The sequence below is a fragment of the Desulfovectis peckii genome (assembly GCF_055391705.1).
The window spans coordinates 761909-780022 of record NZ_AP042409.1; the positions used below are offsets into that span (position 1 = coordinate 761909).

Here is an 18114-nt window from a genome sequence, read left to right on the forward strand (position 1 = left end):
AGGGATGACAATTGAAAAAAACAGTTGCGGTAATTGGGGCGGGAAGTTGGGGAACGGCACTGGCGATACAATTGGCAAACAAAGGATATAACGTAAAGATGTGGGCCCGCAATGAAAACATTGTTAACACCATAAATGAACAGCGGGAAAACATTCGTTATCTGCCGGGAGTAAACTTACCGAAAAACCTCACGGCAAGCACTGACTTACCGACGGTGCTGGCCGAGGCAGATGCGGTTTTATACAGTGTGCCTTCGCATGCTTTTCGGGAAACTTTAGTTAAAACATTACCGTCATTACCGGAAAATGCTGTCATCATCAATGCAGCCAAAGGGATTGAAGAGGACAGCTTAAAACGGATGTCTGAGGTGTTTAGCGAAGAAGCCGGCAGCGAGCAACTAAACCGTTACGTTGTTTTATCCGGTCCCAGTCATGCGGAAGAGGTTGGCTTAAGCATACCTACCGCTATCGTTGCCGCTTCTAAAAACATGGGGCGGGCGGAATATGTGCAGGATTTATTTACGTCTAACGTGATGAGAATTTATACCAACCCTGATGTGGTAGGCGTAGAGTTAGGCGGGGCACTGAAAAACATTATTGCTTTGGCTACCGGTATTGCTGACGGTTTGCAGTTTGGGGATAATACCAAAGCGGCCTTAATGACCCGGGGACTGGCGGAAATAACCCGTTTAGGGGTGGCCATGGGGGCAATGCCCTTAACCTTTGCCGGTTTATCCGGGCTGGGGGATTTAATTGTTACCTGCACCAGCATGCACAGCCGCAACCGACGGGCAGGGATTGAAATCGGCAAGGGTAAAACTTTAGAACAAGCATTAAGCAGCGTACAAATGGTGGTAGAAGGAGTAAGAACCACCAAGGCGGCCAAAACGCTGGCCGCCCGGCTGAACATAGAGATGCCGATTACCGAACATACCTACAAAGTACTATATGAAAACTATCCGCCTCGGGAAGCGGTGATGGATTTAATGGGACGAAGCAGTAAACCGGAGCTGGAAGAGGTTGCCCTTGTTAAGTGGAATCCTCCAAAAGCCGGCTGCTAGATTCCACGTAATCAACTGCCTCTTCACCGAGCAGCTGTTGTACGCAATTTTTTAACCATTGCTGTACTTCTTGACAATTTTTTGCTTCTTCAGCGATTAGCATCAGACTGTGTTTAAACTCTCCGGCCTCTTTTGATATATACCGGGCGGCAAGATTTTGGCCTTGAGCGGTGGCGTGTAAGGCCGAAGTCTTGCCGTCCACCGGTGTAATGGAAATTAAATCTTTTTTATATAGTGAACGGGCAATGCGACTGGCGGTTGAGCGATTCCACAGGCAAAGATCTGCTAACTTACTCATCGACAATCCCTCATTGGCAATGATTGTTAACAAACTGATTAATTGAGCCGGAGTGAGGTTAAACTGGCTTAGTTCTTTTTCCCACAAAACATCCAGGCTGTGGTACAGACGCCTAAGATACATGATCAATTGCATTCGTTGAGCCAACATTGGGTCATCAGCGCAGGGATGCTGTTTTAACAAAGCTTTCACCACCGATTGCTTGGAACGGGGTGCGGTTAATTTTTTTTCGTTATCGCTTTTGCCTGGGCTTAGCTGGGAGTTGTCGTTGCGTTTCAAAATAACCACCTCTGCAATAAAATGTTTAAACAAGTGCCCGGCAAAAAAAATTTTTTGCCAAAAGGCGCTCTTTTTTGACAGTCTGTTTTTTCCTTTAGTCTATGGGATTAAGTCAAATAATGTTCCACAATATGGAAGATAAAATGGCAGAAAAAAAGTTATTTTTCTGTCATTTTTTTACTACTTTGAATCATAAAATTAATCAGTGATTTATAAAAATTAATAGTCTGATGACTGGTTGTCATATTATCGCTGGCTGCTCATATATATATAGTGTTATTGTATGTTACTGGAAAAAAATCACTCTGACGGGACTGCCCGACGCCGGATAACCCTATTGCTGGCGGAGGAGGGATGCGCGATTTTATATATACGTTAAATAAAATAGGTTTTATTATATATTCTTTCTAAAGGAGGGAGCGTGTGCATGGAAAAAATAGATCTTTTCCGTGATATTGCTGAACGTACCGGCGGAGATATTTATTTAGGCGTAGTCGGTGGTGTGCGTACCGGCAAGTCTACATTTATAAAACGGTTTATGGAATTGACGGTTATTCCTAATATTAAAAATATACATGAAAGAGAACGGGCAAAGGATGAGCTGCCTCAAAGCGGCGCGGGTCGCACCATTATGACCACGGAACCGAAGTTTGTTCCCAATGAAGCAGTTGAGATTACCATTAGTCCTAATTTACAGGTTAAAATGCGCCTGGTTGACTGTGTAGGTTACCGGGTGGAGGGGGCACTGGGCTACGAAGAGGAAGATGGGCCGCGGATGGTAACCACGCCTTGGTTTGAAGACCCAATTCCTTTCCAGGAAGCGGCTGAAATCGGAACTCGCAAAGTAATTGCCGAACATTCTACAATCGGGGTAGTGGTAACTACTGACGGTTCAATAACTGATATTCCCCGGGAAGATTATGTTGATGCTGAAGAGCGGGTAGTTGCGGAACTTAAAGAGTTAGGCAAACCTTTTGTGGTTTTAATGAATTCCATTCATCCGCACTCGGATGAGGTAATCAATTTATCACAAAGCCTGCAGGATAAATATGATGTTCCGGTGCTGCCGGTTGACGTAGCGGAATTAACTCAAGAAGACATTCTTTACATACTGGAGCAAATTCTCTTTGAGTTCCCGGTGAATGAGGTGAGCATTAACCTGCCTTCTTGGATTGAAGAGTTGGAACCCAAACATTGGCTTAGGGATAAATTTGAAGATGCCGTTAAAGCCACTGTTCATCACGTGCGCCGGCTGCGTGATATAGAAACCGCCGTGGAAGCATTGGCCGATTATGATTTTGTTGAACAAGTAAACTTGCTCAGCATGGATATGGGCACCGGTTCGGCCAGCATTGAAATGGTGGGTAAAAAAGATTTGTTTTATCAAGTACTGTCTGAAGAAATCGAGTATGAAGTTAAAGATGAGGCAGATGTTCTCCGCATGATGCGGGAGTTTGTAGTGGCAAAACGTGAATGGGACAAAGTTGCCGATGCTTTTGCAGAGGTGCGGGAGCATGGCTACGGTGTAGTTACCCCCAGGTTGGATGAGATGAACCTGCAAGAACCGGAGTTAATTCGCCAGGGCAGTCGTTTTGGGGTTAAACTAAAGGCCAGTGCTCCTTCGCTGCATATAATTCAAGCCGATATTACCACTGAAATAACTCCGATTATCGGTACGGAAAAACAGTGCGAAGAACTGGTAAGATATATGCTGGAAGAATTCGATGATAACCCGCAGAAAATCTGGAAATCGGAAATCTTTGGCAAGAGCCTGCATGATTTGGTAAGAGAAGGCATTCAAAACAAGCTGCATCGGATGCCGGAAAATGCGCAAGTTAAGTTACAGGAAACACTGCAGCGGATAGTAAACGACGGCGGTGGTGGATTAATCTGTATAATTATATAAAAAATTTAGGCTTTCGTCACAGCTTTATAGTTGGACGGAAGCTTTTTTATGTCTAATATATAAACAAAAAATATTGTCGTTTACGGGCATTAATGATATAATGTCTACCATACAAAGAAATTAATCCACCCCACAAGGACAGAATGGAGAGATAGGATTGGCAGCTAAAAAAGATGCCCGTTTTTTTTTGGTTCGGGAAGACATTTTGCCTGAAGCAATTTTAAAGACCGCGCAGGCAAAAGAATTGCTGCGTAAAGGACAAGCTGCTACGGTAAATGAAGCGGTAGAAAAAGTAGGGCTGTCCAGAAGTGCATTTTATAAGTATAAAGAAGGTGTATTTCCCTTTTCTCAGTGGTGCAGGGGGAAAGTCGTTACCATTTCACTGGAATTGGAGCACCGCTCCGGTGTGTTATCTAATCTTTTAAACAGCATTGCCCAAGTACATGGAAATGTGCTGACTATTAACCAAAATGTTCCTTGGGAAGGGGTTGCCGGCGTAACACTTACCATTGAAACAGCAGAGCTGAAAGGGGATTTAGAACAGTTAGTAGCCATTATAAAAAGATTAGACGGTGTTAGAAGAGTGGTAGTAGTCGGTCAAAATTAATCAATTTATTTATAAAACCAATGGTGGAAGCGGAGGGAATACAATGTCGGACAGAGTAATTAAAGTCGGTCTTTTAGGAATGGGCACGGTAGGGCGTGGGGTTTATCGGGTGCTCACAAAAAATGCCGATGCTATAAGCTCTCGCATCGGAGCGAAAATAGAAATTAAGAAAATTTTAGTGCGCGATGTGACCAAAGATCGCGGACTGGAATTGGAAAAAAATATCTTAACAACTAATATTGACGACATTATAAATGATCCGGAAATTGAAATTGTTGTCGAAGTGCTGGGCGGAATACATCCGGCGCTGGAATATGCGCTCAACGCCTTAAATAAGGGTAAAAGTGTGGTTACTGCCAACAAAGATATGATAGCCGCCCATGGTAAAGAACTGTATCAGGCGGCAGAAGAAAATAACTGTGACCTGCTGTTTGAAGCCAGTGTAGCCGGTGGAATACCGATTATTCAAGTAATGAAGCAAAGTTTAGCAGCCAATAATATAGAACAGGTTTTTGGCATAATTAACGGGACAACCAATTATATGTTGACCAAGATGACTAAAGAAGGTTCAGATTTTGCCGAAGTACTTAAAGAGGCCCAAGCAAAAGGCTATGCGGAAGCTGACCCCACCAGTGACATTGAGGGATATGATGCAGCCCGCAAAATTGCCATTCTCTCATCAATTGCTTTTAACACTCGCATTACTTTAGATGATGTTTTTGTGGAAGGTATTTCTAAAATCACCAGGCATGATATTGCATATGCCCAAGAATTGGGATACATTATCAAATTATTGGGCATTGCTAAAGAGGATAACAACGGCATTGAAGTGCGTGTGCATCCCACGCTGATACCTCAGGACCATCCTCTGGCCGCAGTAAATGATGTTTTTAATGCGGTATTTGTTAAAGGTGACGCGGTAGGGGAAACAATGTTTTTTGGCCGCGGTGCCGGAGAACTGCCTACCGCCAGTGCAGTGGTGGCGGATATTATGGATGCCGCACGTAATTTGCTACATAACGTGCCCGGTATCATTGGCTGTACTTGTTATACTCAAAAAGCGCTTAAACCGATGACGGAAACTGTCAGCCGCTTTTATGTGCGCATGGTAGTAGTTGATAAACCGGGCGTGTTGGCTTCTATATCATTAGTATTTGGCAACAAGAATGTAAGTTTGGCTTCGGTAATCCAAAAAGATAAAGCCGGTTCGGAAGCTGAACTGGTGCTGGTTACTCATCAAACCAAAGAGGAAAATATGCAGGACGCCTTAAGTGATCTGCGGCAACTTTCCTGTGTAAAGGAAATTGCCAACGTCATTCGCGTTGAAGGGTAGGGATTAAATGATTCGTGTGCAAGTACCGGCGACAACGGCAAACTTAGGACCGGGATTTGATACCCTGGGAATGGCGCTGAAACTTTACAATACCGTAGAGATGCAGTTGATTCCCAAGGGTTTGGTTATAGAAATATTCGGAGACGGAGCTTCGGATATTGCACGCAATGAAAGGAATCTTGTTTACCGGGCAGCGGTAAAAGTTTTTGAACAGACCGGTTATCAACCCTCCGGTTTGAAGATTAAGCTGACCAACCAGATACCCCTCAGCCGCGGTTTGGGCAGCAGTGCGGCTGCCATTGTCGGTGGAATTGTGGCTGCCAATAAACTTGCCGGCAGCAAATTGAGTACTGAAACATTGCTCGCTTTGGCTACGGAAATGGAGGGGCACCCTGACAACGTGGCCCCGGCACTGCTCGGCGGTATTGTGGTATCTGCCGCAGTGGAGGGGGAAGTGCAGTGGGCAAAAATTCAGCCACCCTTGGGCCTAAAAACTGTGGTGGCGGTTCCTGACTTTAAATTGTCAACCCGTTCAGCCCGCGAAGTACTTCCCGGACAGGTATCGCTGTCAGATGCAGTGTTTAATGTGAGCCGCACGGCATTGTTGGTGGCGGCCCTTTGTCAAGGTGACTTAAGCAAACTAAGCTATGCGATGGAGGATCGCCTGCACCAGAATTACCGGGCAGCGCTGATCCCCGGTATGAAAAAAGTGCTGGCGGCGGCAAAACTGGCCGGGGCTAAAGGTGTGGTTTTATCAGGTGCGGGGCCGACAGTTATTGCTTTAGCTGATGATAACTTTGATTTAATTGCTCAGGTAATGCGCAAAACTTTCCACGAGAACGGGGTAATGGCTAAAGTAATGGTGTTGGAACCCAGTGCTTCCGGAGCACGAGCCTTGGAAAGGATCTAAACTTTTATCTTTTATTGACTTGCTTGCGAGAAATATCTTTTTGCAGTAAAATACTACATTATAAAAACACCGCATACATATGAGGCAGGAGTGAATATTTATAAATGTTAGTAGTGCAGAAATACGGTGGTAGTTCGGTTGCTACTCCTGAACACATTAAGCGGGTAGCACGCCGCGTAGTGGAAAGACGCAAAGAAGGAAATGATCTGGTAGTGGTAGTATCGGCAATGGGCGATACTACTGATGAGTTAATTAGTTTGATGAAAAAAATATCCCTTCAACCTTCCGAAAGGGAAGTGGATATGCTGCTCAGTACCGGAGAGCAGGTTTCGATCGCGCTGTTGGCGATGGCCATCCAGGAGTTGGGTTTTGAGGCCATATCCCTTACCGGTGCTCAAGCCGGAATTAAAACCAATTCTGTGCATAATAAAGCTAAAATTGCCGCGATAGATACCAAAAGGGTAGAAAATGAGCTGAGATGTGGGCGAATAGTTATTGTTGCCGGATTTCAAGGCGTAGATGAAAACAACGAAATCTTTACCTTGGGGCGCGGCGGTTCTGATACTTCAGCGGTGGCATTAGCAGCGGCATTGAAGGCAGATGTTTGCGAGATTTATACCGATGTTGACGGAGTTTATACCACTGATCCGCGGCTTGTACCTGAAGCCAGTAAGTTAAGTGCCATTTCTTATGATGAGATGCTTGAACTGGCCAGCTTAGGTGCCGGGGTACTGCATCCGCGGTCGGTAGAATTGGCTAAAATGTACAACTTACCGTTGCATGTCCGCTCCAGTTTTAATGACAACCCGGGTACCGTTGTTCAGGAGGTCGAAAAGATGGAAAAAGATTTAATTGTCAGCGGCGTTACTTATGATTACAACGTGGCTAAAATAGGTTTGTTTGAGGTTCCCGATATTCCGGGCATTGCCTATAAAATATTTGATGCGTTGGCAGCGGAAAACATTGACGTTGATATGATTATTCAAAGTGCTATGCGCGGTAATAACGTTAACGATATTTCTTTTACCATTGCCCGCAATGACCTGCGCAAGGCGCTGACAGTAGTGGAAAGGTTAGAGAAAGAAATTGGCTTTCGAGGTTATACCCATGCCGAAGACTTGGCCAAGGTTTCCATTGTCGGTGCCGGAATGATCAGCCGTCCCGGTGTTGCCGCTAAAATGTTTGAGGCAATGGCTGAGGTAGAAGTTAACATCGATATGATTACTACATCGGAAATAAAAGTTTCTTGTGTAGTGAAAGAAAGCGATGCAGAAAAAGCGGTAAAAGCTATCCACAAAAAATTTGCCCTGGATAAACTGGAGTAAGTAGATTATGTACGCCAATAAAGGGGCTGAAGTGCTGCGAGATAAAGCTATGCAGTACTTCAGCTTTTTGCTTGTAGGGACAAATTTACCTGCCCTTTCTCGCCAATGCTACGCTGCTTTTAAGCCGCCAAGGCATTTGAACTTATGCTTTCGATTAGCCGGCGCATAGAAATAAACGGGCTTACCGCCTCCGGCTGCCGGGCGGCAACAGTCCTCGGCGCTAATCCTCCGGGGATAATATTACCTTTCGCCGTAAAAGGCAGGGATGCTTCCCTGCCTTTTATGAGCTTGACGTTTCAAAACACGATAAACGCGGTTTAATATTATGTTCATTTACTTATTTGCCATCTTTCTTGTAACCGTCCCAGTGCACCAGCTCCTCCAATTCCTTTCTTTTTTTCTTCACTTGGCCGCGATCGGCCGGATAGCCCAGGGGCAGCAAGGCAATTGGTTCTAAGTTTGCGGGCAGCCCCAGTATCTTACTGCACTCATAAGCGTTAAAAGCACCGATAAAACAGGTACCTAGATCAAGTTCCGCAGCTGCCAACATCATATGATCAATGGCAATGGCAGCATCGACATCGCAGTAGTCCTTGCCGTCAGCCCGCCGCCAGGATTGGCTGTGATCCCCGCAGATCACAATAATTATCGGTGCCTGCTGCAGCCAATCTAAGCTGTAAGTGGCGGCTACTTTTTTCCTTATTTCTTCATCCTGCAGTACGATAAACCGGAAGGGTTGATAATTTACTGCAGTAGGAGCCAGCCTGGCCGCTTCCAAAACCTGCAACAATTTTTCCTTTTCTACAGGCTGATTGCTGTACTTTCTTACCGAATATCTTTTTTTCGCCAGCTCTAAAAATGTCATATCTTAAATCACTCCCAAACCGTTGGTGTTAGTTTTTTAACATTATGGAATATTATACAAATCTTTTTATGGTGCAGACAAGCTGACAGAAAGCAGAAAAGCAATGAGCCGGCTTATTTAAAACAGAAAGAGATAAATTATGCTTTTAGCGGTTGTGGTTTTTAGCAATAATAAACGGTGCTATAATATTACCAGAACATACTTTCTGTTTTGAGGTGCAATTATGGATTTGGCCGAAAAATTTAAAATATTAACCAACGCTGCCAAATATGACGTTTCTTGTTCGTCCAGCGGAAGCTCGCGAAAAAATACTCCAAATGGAATCGGAAACGCTGCCGCCAGCGGCATTTGCCACAGCTGGACCGCTGACGGACGCTGTGTGTCGCTGCTGAAAATTTTATTATCCAACTGCTGTACATTTGATTGTGCTTACTGTATAAACAGGGTTTCCAACGATCTGCCGCGGGCTACTTTTACACCGCAGGAATTAGCCGATATAACGATAAACTTTTACCGCCGCAATTACATAGAAGGCTTATTTTTAAGCTCGGCGATACTAAAAAACAGTGACTACACTATGGAACTGCTGCTGCATACCGTGCGTTTGCTGCGCCGGGAATATAAATTTAACGGCTATATTCATGTAAAGGCCATTCCCGGAGCGGATTTTTCACTGATTGCCGAAACCGGAAAATATGCTGACCGCATGAGCGCCAATATTGAACTGCCTACCGAAAAAAGTTTAAAATTACTGGCGCCGCAGAAGAAAAAATCCCTCATCTTAAGCTCGATGGGTGGCATTCATGCCAAAATTTTAGAATATCAGCATGATAAACGGCGCTATAAAAAGGTGCAACCCTTTGTCCCAGCCGGACAAAGCACGCAGCTAATTGTAGGAGCAACTGCAGAACATGACTTGCAAATTATCAGGTTGACTGAGGCCCTTTATAAAAGCTATCGGTTAAAACGGGTTTATTATTCCGCTTATATTCCGGTTTCCAATGATCCGAAACTGCCGCAGGATGCCAAACCCCAACTGGTAAGAGAAAACAGGTTGTACCAGGCCGACTGGCTTTTGCGCTATTATGGCTTTTCAGCCGGTGAACTGCTCAGCGATGACAACCCTTACTTAGACTTAGAGCTGGATCCTAAGGCCGGTTGGGCGTTGCGGAATCTGCACCTGTTTCCTGTGGAAGTAAACAAGGCAGATTATCAGCTGCTATTGCGTGTGCCGGGAATCGGCATAAAGTCGGCGAAAAAGATAATTGCCGCCCGCAAAGTGGGCCCCCTTAGCTATGAACACTTGTCAAAGCTGGGCGTGGTGCTTAAACGGGCGCGCTACTTTATTACTTGTAAAGGCAAATATTACGGAGATGCCCCCTACAGAGAAGATACCTTAAGAAACCGCCTAATAAGCGGTAAAAAAACAAAATACCGGCAGCTTACTTTATTTTCCGATCAGCTGTCGCTGCCGGATGCGCAGGATATGCTTACTGCGGTGACAGGAGAGTTATAATTATGAATTACTATCTTTATGACGGCAGTTTTGAAGGACTGCTCAGCGCGATATATCAGGCTTACTATCATCATGAAAAACCGGATGTGATTATGCCGCGCCGGCAGTACCGTGAAGGCTTATTTATCAGTCCGGTCGATATTACAACAGATCTGGCGAAGGCAGATAAAGTTTACCGGGCAATTATCAAAAAAATATCACCGGTATCACTAAGGGCGGTTTATCGGGCTTATCTTTCCGAGTTAAAAGGAATTGAAAACGATATCTATCATTATCTGCGCCTGGGGTTTAAAGTGGGCAAAGCAGTAGATTTACATCTTACTAATCAGCATGTAAAAAAAGTCCACGATGTCAGCCAGAAGGTGAGCCGAGAAAAACACCGCATGTTGGGTTTAATACGCTTTCAACTGCTGGCAGGCGGTATTTATTACGCCCCCATTGAGCCGGATTATAATATTGTTGGTTTGCTGGCACCCCACTTTGCCAAACGATTTGCCGATCAAAAATGGGTTATTCACGACTTGCGTCGGAATTTGGCTGCCCTTTATAACTGTGAGGAGTGGATTTTAACCCCTTTGGCCGATAAAAACTTTGTATTAGCAGAGCAGGAAACTTTTTATCAAAATTTATGGCGGGATTATTATAAAACAGCCGGCCTGCCCGAGCGGGAAAATCCCAAACTTATGCGGCAGTTTATGCCTACCAGATACTGGAAACACCTAACTGAAAAGCAGTAGTTTTAGCTTTTTAAATAAAGGTTAATTCGCAACTGCTATAATTGTAGGATTTCTTTGACATATGTTCAAAAAATGCCTTAAAATATTGCCAAGGGGGTGATGGGGGTTTGTCGCGACCACCGAAGTGCAGACGGGTTGAGTTTATACCGGAAATTACTTATTTTAAACCTGCCGGTGTACCGTTGGTTAAGTTGGAAGAAATATCATTGAATATAGAAGAACTGGAAGCGATTCGCTTAAAAGACTTAGAGGAACTGGAACAAGAACAGTGTGCCGAAAGGATGCAGATATCCCGACCGACCTTTCATCGCATCTTAGTTGCTGCCCGCAAGAAAGTTGCCGAAGCATTGGTAGAAGGTAAGGCCATCAGAGTTGAAGGAGGCAATTACAAACATGTCGGTGATGGCTCACCCGGAGGCAGGCGCTGCCGAAGGAGAGGGAATAAAGGGCAAAACTTTTAATACTTAATATACTATAATTAAATATTGTTATGCAGATGGGGGGAGTGGAGATGTCAGGATTAATACCCTTTGTAGTGGAGCAAACCAGCCGTGGGGAGCGCTCGTACGACATTTATTCCCGCCTTTTAAAGGATCGGATCATTTTTTTAGGTGGGACGATTGATGACCCGGTAGCTAATTTAGTAGTTGCTCAAATGCTGTTTTTAGAAGCTGAAGATCCGACAAAGGACATTTATTTGTATATTAATTCTCCCGGCGGTGTAATTACTTCCGGGATGGCCATTTATGATACTATGCAGTACGTTAAATGTGATGTTTCTACCATCTGTATGGGTCAGGCCGCCAGCATGGGTTCTTTTTTATTGGCTGCCGGAACACCGGGCAAGCGCTTTGCATTGCCCTATTCGCGGATTATGATTCACCAGCCGATTGGCGGTGCTCAAGGTCAGGCAACAGATATTGATATTCATGCCAGAGAAATATTATACATGAAGGCTACGTTAAATAAGTTGCTGGCTAAACATACCGGTCAACCCCTAGAGAGGATTGAAAGGGACACCGAGCGCGATTTCTTTATGTCAGCCGAAGAGGCCCGAAAATACGGCATAATTGATCGAGTGATTGCGCGGAAAAAGTAATACCGACAAAGGAGTTGCATTACTGGGAGCATTTAAAGAAACGGGCAGGGGATGAACCCTGCCCATATAGGTGAAAGGGAGGACACGGCCTTGACCGTGCCGCTGGTTCAGATAAGCGGGACGGTCAAGGCCGTTCTTTTTTTCTGCCAAAAATACATTAATGGTTTAATGGAATTGTTATTGTTCAGAAACCTTCGGTTAAATGCCTTGGCAGCCCTTCAAGAAACGGTGCATTTAAGAGGCGAAAGGAAATAATTATTATTTTTTACTCTTGGGGGCACTCTAATTTAAAACGCCTTGGGGGTGAACATGTGGCTAATATTTCTTTAGAAGATATTAAAGCAGCCCGCGAAGTATTAGCCCATGTAGTGCGTAAAACCGACATTATAAACAGTCCGTTTAGTGATTTATGTGACAGTGATGTTTACCTTAAACTGGAAAACCTTCAGCGTACCGGTTCATTTAAACTGCGCGGTGCTTATAATAAAATATATAATTTAACACCGGCGCAGCGGGCAAAAGGGGTAATTGCCTCTTCAGCCGGCAACCATGCGCAAGGGGTGGCACTGGCGGCAGCGGAATTTGGCATTAAATCAACCATTGTAATGCCGGAAACCGCGCCGTTATCAAAAATATCAGCCACTAAAAGTTATGGTGCCAATGTGGTGCTGCACGGTTTTAACTATGATGATTGTTATGCTAAAGCTGTAGAAATACAAAAACAAACCGGAGCGGTATTTATTCACCCCTTTGATGATCCTTACATAATTGCCGGTCAGGGTACACTGGCGTTGGAAATACTTGAGGAACTGCCGGATACCGACGCCATTTTGGTGCCGGTTGGCGGCGGCGGACTACTTGCCGGTATTGCGCTGGCAGCCAAAACAATTAACCCGAGAATTAAAATTATTGCCGTCGAAGCGGCTAATGCTCCTTCAATGAAATTTTCTGTAGAGAAGGGAGCAGTGAGCCGCTTAGACAGTGCAGCTACTTTTGCCGACGGTATTGCGGTAAAAATGCCGGGCGAACATACCTTTGAAATTGCCAACAAATATGTAGATCGCTTTATTACCGTGGAAGAGGACGAAATAGCCAACGCTATACTGCTGTTGTTGGAGCATTTTAAACTGGTGGTTGAGGGCGCCGGAGCAGTGACCATGGCCGCAGTGTTAAACGGCTGTTTAAAAATGCCCGGCAAAAAAGTAGTGGCTGTAATCAGCGGTGGAAACATCGATGTAAATTTATTATCCAGAATTGTCGATCGCGGCTTGGCCAAAGCCGGCCGCAAAACAGAACTGACCACGGTCATTCCTGATCAGCCGGGCAGCTTGCATAATATGTTGCGCATTATTTCTGAAATAGGGGCAAATATTGTGGAGATACACCACAACCGCATCACGATGGAGGCAGAACTAAACTGGGCACGGGTAGATTTAGTAGTGGAAACTAAAGATAACCGACATTTACAAGAATTACTGACCAAACTGCGGCAGCATGGGTATCAGGTAACGAGAAGAATGTAGTATTGGCAAAGGCACAGACAGAGGGTAAATATGAGCCGTAACAACCAACTTTAAACAAACAGAAGCTTCCGCTTAAGCTTAATTGGCTTAAGGGAAGCTTCGGTTTGTCAATTTTGTGGTAGTTGGCTAATTATTAAAGTTTTACTTCAGCATTTCAACCAAATCGGTTTTGGGGTCGCCGATTAGTTTAAGATTAAAGTTGTCCTGCAGTACTTTCAGTACGCCGGGGGTAATAAATTCCGGCGGGGTTGCGCCAATGTAAATGTTCTGTACACCTAAGCTGAACAAACCAAGCAAAATGGCAACGGCCTTTTGTTCAAACCAAGAGAGCACAATGGTTAACGGCAACTCGTTAACTGAGCAGTTAAAAGCTTCGGCCAAAGCAACGGCAATTTTTACTGCGGAAATTGAGTTATTGCATTGTCCTAAGTCAATGTAACGTGGAATATTGGTTCCCGGTACGGTGCCGTAGTCTACGTCATTGAACCGGAACTTACCGCAGGAAGTGGTTAAAATTACACATTCCTTCGGCAGGGACAAAGCCAGTTCGCGATAGTAATCGTTGCCTTTACCGGGTTTGTCGCAGCCGGCAATGACAAAGAAGCGTTTAATTTTTCCGGCTTTAACTGCTTCAATAATTTCCGGAGCCAACCCTAAAACTGTTTCGTGGTGGAAACCGGTAACCATTACTTGGTCAGATTCTATATTAGCTTCCGGTAAAGAGAGTGCTTTTTCAATTACCGGGGTGAAATCATCGTTTTCAATTTTAGTTACGCCTTCCAGGCCGGCTACATCATAAGTGAAGAAACGGTCAGCATAGCTGCCGCGAATTGGCATTACACAGTTGGTAGTTGCTAAAATAGCACCGGGGAATTCTTCGAATAATTTTCTTTGATCGAACCATGATTTACCAATGTTACCTTTTAAGTGCTTGTATTTTTTCAGTTCCGGATAACCGTGGGCCGGTAGCATTTCAGAGTGAGTGTAAACGTTTACCCCTTTGCCTTCTGATTGTTCCAGCAGTTTTTTCAGGGCAAACAGGTTGTGACCGGTAACTACAATGCACTTACCTTCAATTTTATTTGAGCTTACCGTTACCGGCTGGGGCACGCCAAGTAACTTAGTATGTGCTTTATCCAGCATATCCATTACTTTTACAGTGGCTGTACCCACTTTCATAGCCATGTTAATGGTTTCTTGTAAGTTAAAGTTTACGTTGGTCAGTGTGGAATACAGCGCTTCTTGAATAATGGCATCTACTTCCGGGTCGGTGTAGCCCAGCTGTCTGGCGTGAGTAGCATATGCAGCTACACCTTTCAAACCGAAGATGATAGTATCCTGCAAGCTGGCCAAATCAGGATTTTTACCGCAAACACCTATTTTAGTGCAGCCGCCCTTGGGTGTTTGACCGCATTGGTAACAAAACATTTCCCGCGTTTCTTTTTGCTTTTTGTTTTCTTTACTGAAGAAAGATATCATTATAAATTCCCTCCTAATTTTTATTTACGTACCTTTCATTGATTATGGTTAAATTATACCGGGTTAAATAATTGAGGAATATGATGGAGATCACACTGAGTGTATGATCTTGATCACATTCTTACCGCTGTTCTAACAACACCGGCCCCCCAAAGAAAGGATGTATTTATGAGGGCAGGCAGGTGTGCTTCTTATGGCCAGGATGAAATTATATAAATATGAAAACGGGCAGGTAAGCTTCCTGCCCGTATGTTACTCCATAAAAATATTGCGATCGTATTTATAGCCGCCGAAGTCGATATAACCGGCTACTTTTGCTTTTGGCGGTAGCGTTACTCCTTGCAGCACATACTCTTTAAACACGTTAAACCCGGTGCGGTCAACAATATAGCCGACGTGCTCTTTGGGCAGCGTGCGGTCAATATGCTTGTCAATGTAGGTGTATAGGTTTTCGCACACTTTAAGCACCGTGTCCCGATCTACCCAGTCTAAGAACGTGCGGGCAATGCGCGGGTTTTTCTTGCCGGTGCGGCCCATAATGACCATTCGGAAGTATTGTCCGCCCCGTGTCCAAGCTCCGGTGGGGCATTTTAACACGCACTCGCCGCAGCCGATGCAGCGGTTGGCATCTCTTCTTACTTTGAAATTTTCTTTGGTTAAAGCTCCGGTAGAAACCTTTTGACAGTTTTTCACGCAGGCACCACAGCTAATGCACCGGGAAGGATCGTAAACCGGTTCCACCTGGCCGATTATACCGATATCCTGCATGTGTACTTTACTGCAGTCGTTTGGGCAGCCGGTAATGGCAATTTTTACATGGGGATCATTGGGGTAAATTACTTTTTCTACTTGATAGGCCAAGGCAGTGGTGTCAAAAACAGCATTAGGACATACCCGATTGCCGATGCAAGCGGTAACATTGCGTGTGCCGGCGGCGGGATACCCTGCCTTGGGGTTGTCAATGGCCACACCCATGTTTACTTCTAACTCATCAATTAATGGAGCAATTTTTGCATTTATTTCTTCCATCTTGTCAAAGGGGATACCCGGTATTTCAAAACCTTGGCGGGTAGTAATGTGTACCGTACCGTTGCCGTAAGTTTCTGCAATTTCCTGAATTAAGCTGAAATACTTTACCGGCAGATGCCCTCCGGGCACTCTTATGCGTAAGCAAGTAAGGTTTCTGTCTTTAGTAATGCGCCAAGCGTTTTTAATAACTTTTTTCGTATTAATGGACATATTTTCACCCCCCAATCTAATCCAGCAGCTTTTTCGCCTTCGGATAATTAAACACCGGGCCTTCTAAGCAGACATAAGTGTCATCAATTTTGCAGTGTCCGCATTTGCCGACACCACAGCACATTTTCCGCTCAAAGGAAACCCAAATGTTGTCTTCCGGAATGCCGCGTTTTAGGAATTCCTGTACCGAAAATTTCATCATTACCGGCGGTCCTACCACTACCACCTTGGTAGTTTCCGGTTGGGGAATATCCAACTCCGGTATAAACTTAGTGATTAAACCAACGCGTCCGTTCCAATCGGCTTGTCCGTCCAATTGATCCACGGTGGCGATGACATTGATTTTTTTGCTCCAAGCTTCTAATTCATCTTTAAACAACACATTTGTCGGTGATCTAAACCCAACCAACAAATCCATTTTGGTAAGCAAATCAGGCTGGCGGTAAAAGTGATTAATAATACTTTTTACCGGTGCCAGTCCGGTGCCGCCGGCGGTGACAATTAAATGGCTGCCGTAGAAATCGGGTACCGGGAAGTGATTGCCGTAAGGCCCGCGAATAAACAAGTGGGAGGATTGCTCTAATTGATGAATGACATTAGTAACTTTACCCACTCGGCGAATGGTCATTTCAATATAACCGTCTCCATAGTCGCTAATAGATATCGGGCATTCACCCACACCGGGGATAGATACCTCGGCAAACTGTCCCCATTTGGGTTGGAAATTGCTTTCTAAGCGGTAAGTCCACTCCACGTCGGTTTGCTTTTTAATATCCAATATTTTGGCCTTCACCGGCAGGTAGTAATTATTAGCCATTAGTTTCCACCTCCTCGGCTATATCCGCCAGTTTATTGACGCAGCGCACATAGGAAATATATTCCGGGCAGACATCTTCGCAGCGGCCGCAACCAACACACATTGGTACGCCAAAGCGTCTTTTATAGTCAGAGATTTTGTGCATTACTTTAAAACGCATGCGCTGCCCCAGCTCTTTGCGGTAGCTGTGTCCGCCGGCTACGTCGGTAAAGCCGTCAATCATACAGCTGGCCCAAACTCGCCGTCTTTCGCCGCACTGCGGGTTGTCGACATAAAATATGTCCTGCACGGTAAAACAACTGCAGGTAGGGCAAGAAGTGTTGCAGCGTCCGCAGGCAACACAGCGGGAAGTGTATTCATCCCACATCGGATGTTCGATCACTTTAGCCAAATCTAAATGCTCCGGTATCTTAACAGACAGCTTGTTTTCAGTAACAAATAGCGGCTGCACCTCACAAGCGGTGCCGTATTGAGAAAACAGGCCGTCAATGTCTTCTTTAACATCACAAAGATAGATGTCCTTTTCCTTGCGTATTGAGGCGCTGTAGTTTTCGGTAGAATTAGTGCCAAAAGAACAACAAAAGCAGTTGTCAAATTCAGTCGGGCAGTCCATCAAAATAAATTTTAATTTGCTGCGATATTGCTGATAGTAGTAATCCGGATAGGGGCCGTTTTTTAGCATTATGTTATCTAGCCGCTCAACTGCATGGATGTCGCATGAACGCAGAAAAATAACAATCGGCTTTTGAGCAATTTTCGGCTCGCGATATTCATCTTCAGTGAAGTAAAACAGTGTTTGATTAATTGGATAATAAACTTCTTTCGGAGAGAAGTAGCTTTTGCGATCAAAAACCACATCCGTTATCTTTTCAATTTCACCGTAGCCGACAACATCGGTGTCGGAAAAACGCCCTTTGCCTTTTAAAAGTACCGGTGCGTAGATACGGTGACTTTTCTTCAAATCTGTCAACAGCCTATTAAAGGCGTCAGCTGTAAACTGGTAACCCACATTTTTCGCCACCTTTCTTATAATGTTTAATGTATATTAACATAAACCCGGTTAACTGTTCATGATTTAGATCATAGTTTAGTAAAAAAACTCGCCCCAAAACAAACTTTG

17 protein-coding genes are annotated in these 18114 nt (G+C 44.6%); 11 read left to right on the forward strand and 6 right to left on the reverse strand.

The window, feature by feature from the left end; all coding sequences use genetic code 11:
* The first annotated feature begins 11 nt into the window (after positions 1-11).
* Positions 12-1061: an NAD(P)H-dependent glycerol-3-phosphate dehydrogenase gene (locus ACZ5NG_RS03830; RefSeq protein WP_464252678.1), complete on the forward strand. Its 1050-nt coding sequence runs from the start codon at positions 12-14 to the stop codon at positions 1059-1061.
* On the opposite strand, the gene ACZ5NG_RS03835 is transcribed toward ACZ5NG_RS03830, so the two are convergent.
* Positions 1030-1638: a MarR family winged helix-turn-helix transcriptional regulator gene (locus ACZ5NG_RS03835; protein WP_464252679.1), complete on the reverse strand. Its 609-nt coding sequence runs from the start codon at positions 1636-1638 to the stop codon at positions 1030-1032. The two genes, ACZ5NG_RS03830 and ACZ5NG_RS03835, sit on opposite strands and share 32 nt — an antisense overlap.
* A gap of 427 nt (positions 1639-2065) precedes the next feature.
* Here ACZ5NG_RS03835 and spoIVA point away from each other — a divergent pair, with 427 nt between their 5' ends.
* The 5 genes from spoIVA to ACZ5NG_RS03860 all read left to right on the forward strand — a co-directional run bounded on the left by spoIVA (position 2066) and on the right by ACZ5NG_RS03860 (position 7719).
* Positions 2066-3544: a stage IV sporulation protein A gene (gene spoIVA / locus ACZ5NG_RS03840; RefSeq protein ID WP_464252680.1), complete on the forward strand. Its 1479-nt coding sequence runs from the start codon at positions 2066-2068 to the stop codon at positions 3542-3544.
* Between the two features lie 157 nt (positions 3545-3701).
* The gene (locus ACZ5NG_RS03845) at positions 3702-4151 is read left to right on the forward strand and encodes an ACT domain-containing protein (protein ID WP_464252681.1); all 450 of its coding nucleotides are present in this window, start codon (positions 3702-3704) and stop codon (positions 4149-4151) included.
* Positions 4152-4194: 43 nt separating this feature from the next.
* On the forward strand, positions 4195-5484 hold the full coding sequence (locus tag ACZ5NG_RS03850; RefSeq protein WP_464252682.1) for a homoserine dehydrogenase: 1290 nt from the start codon (positions 4195-4197) through the stop codon (positions 5482-5484).
* A 7-nt stretch (positions 5485-5491) separates the two neighbouring features.
* Positions 5492-6394, forward strand: coding sequence for a homoserine kinase (gene thrB / locus ACZ5NG_RS03855; protein ID WP_464252683.1), 903 nt, complete (start codon positions 5492-5494; stop codon positions 6392-6394).
* 104 nt (positions 6395-6498) lie between these two features.
* A complete protein-coding gene (locus ACZ5NG_RS03860; protein WP_464252684.1) occupies positions 6499-7719 on the forward strand; it encodes an aspartate kinase in 1221 nt (406 codons plus the stop codon).
* Positions 7720-8056: 337 nt separating this feature from the next.
* Here ACZ5NG_RS03860 and ACZ5NG_RS03865 read toward each other — a convergent pair whose 3' ends face one another.
* The gene (locus ACZ5NG_RS03865; RefSeq protein WP_464252685.1) at positions 8057-8584 is read right to left on the reverse strand and encodes a nitroreductase family protein; all 528 of its coding nucleotides are present in this window, start codon (positions 8582-8584) and stop codon (positions 8057-8059) included.
* A gap of 223 nt (positions 8585-8807) precedes the next feature.
* On the opposite strand from ACZ5NG_RS03865, the gene ACZ5NG_RS03870 reads away from it, so the two are divergent.
* From ACZ5NG_RS03870 to ilvA, 5 genes are all read left to right on the forward strand, one after another.
* On the forward strand, positions 8808-10100 hold the full coding sequence (locus ACZ5NG_RS03870; RefSeq protein ID WP_464252686.1) for a putative DNA modification/repair radical SAM protein: 1293 nt from the start codon (positions 8808-8810) through the stop codon (positions 10098-10100).
* A 2-nt stretch (positions 10101-10102) separates the two neighbouring features.
* Entirely contained in the window at positions 10103-10837 is a 735-nt protein-coding gene (locus ACZ5NG_RS03875; RefSeq protein ID WP_464252687.1) for a TIGR03915 family putative DNA repair protein, read from the forward strand.
* Positions 10838-10944: 107 nt separating this feature from the next.
* A complete protein-coding gene (locus ACZ5NG_RS03880) occupies positions 10945-11298 on the forward strand; it encodes a DUF134 domain-containing protein (protein ID WP_464252688.1) in 354 nt (117 codons plus the stop codon).
* Positions 11299-11348: 50 nt separating this feature from the next.
* Positions 11349-11936, forward strand: a complete 588-nt coding sequence (clpP, locus tag ACZ5NG_RS03885; RefSeq protein ID WP_464252689.1) for an ATP-dependent Clp endopeptidase proteolytic subunit ClpP — start codon at positions 11349-11351, stop codon at positions 11934-11936.
* Positions 11937-12247: 311 nt separating this feature from the next.
* A complete protein-coding gene (ilvA, locus tag ACZ5NG_RS03890; RefSeq protein WP_464252690.1) occupies positions 12248-13459 on the forward strand; it encodes a threonine ammonia-lyase in 1212 nt (403 codons plus the stop codon).
* 141 nt (positions 13460-13600) lie between these two features.
* Here the strand turns inward: ilvA and hcp are convergent, their stop codons facing one another.
* From hcp to asrA, 4 genes are all read right to left on the reverse strand, one after another.
* A complete protein-coding gene (gene hcp / locus ACZ5NG_RS03895) occupies positions 13601-14887 on the reverse strand; it encodes a hydroxylamine reductase (RefSeq protein WP_464253104.1) in 1287 nt (428 codons plus the stop codon).
* A gap of 303 nt (positions 14888-15190) precedes the next feature.
* Positions 15191-16177, reverse strand: coding sequence for a sulfite reductase subunit C (gene asrC / locus ACZ5NG_RS03900; RefSeq protein WP_464252691.1), 987 nt, complete (start codon positions 16175-16177; stop codon positions 15191-15193).
* A 16-nt stretch (positions 16178-16193) separates the two neighbouring features.
* A complete protein-coding gene (gene asrB, locus ACZ5NG_RS03905; RefSeq protein WP_464252692.1) occupies positions 16194-16994 on the reverse strand; it encodes an anaerobic sulfite reductase subunit AsrB in 801 nt (266 codons plus the stop codon).
* The gene (asrA, locus tag ACZ5NG_RS03910; RefSeq protein ID WP_464252693.1) at positions 16987-18003 is read right to left on the reverse strand and encodes an anaerobic sulfite reductase subunit AsrA; all 1017 of its coding nucleotides are present in this window, start codon (positions 18001-18003) and stop codon (positions 16987-16989) included. Before asrA ends, asrB begins: the two co-directional genes overlap by 8 nt.
* Between the last annotated feature and the right edge of the window lie 111 nt (positions 18004-18114).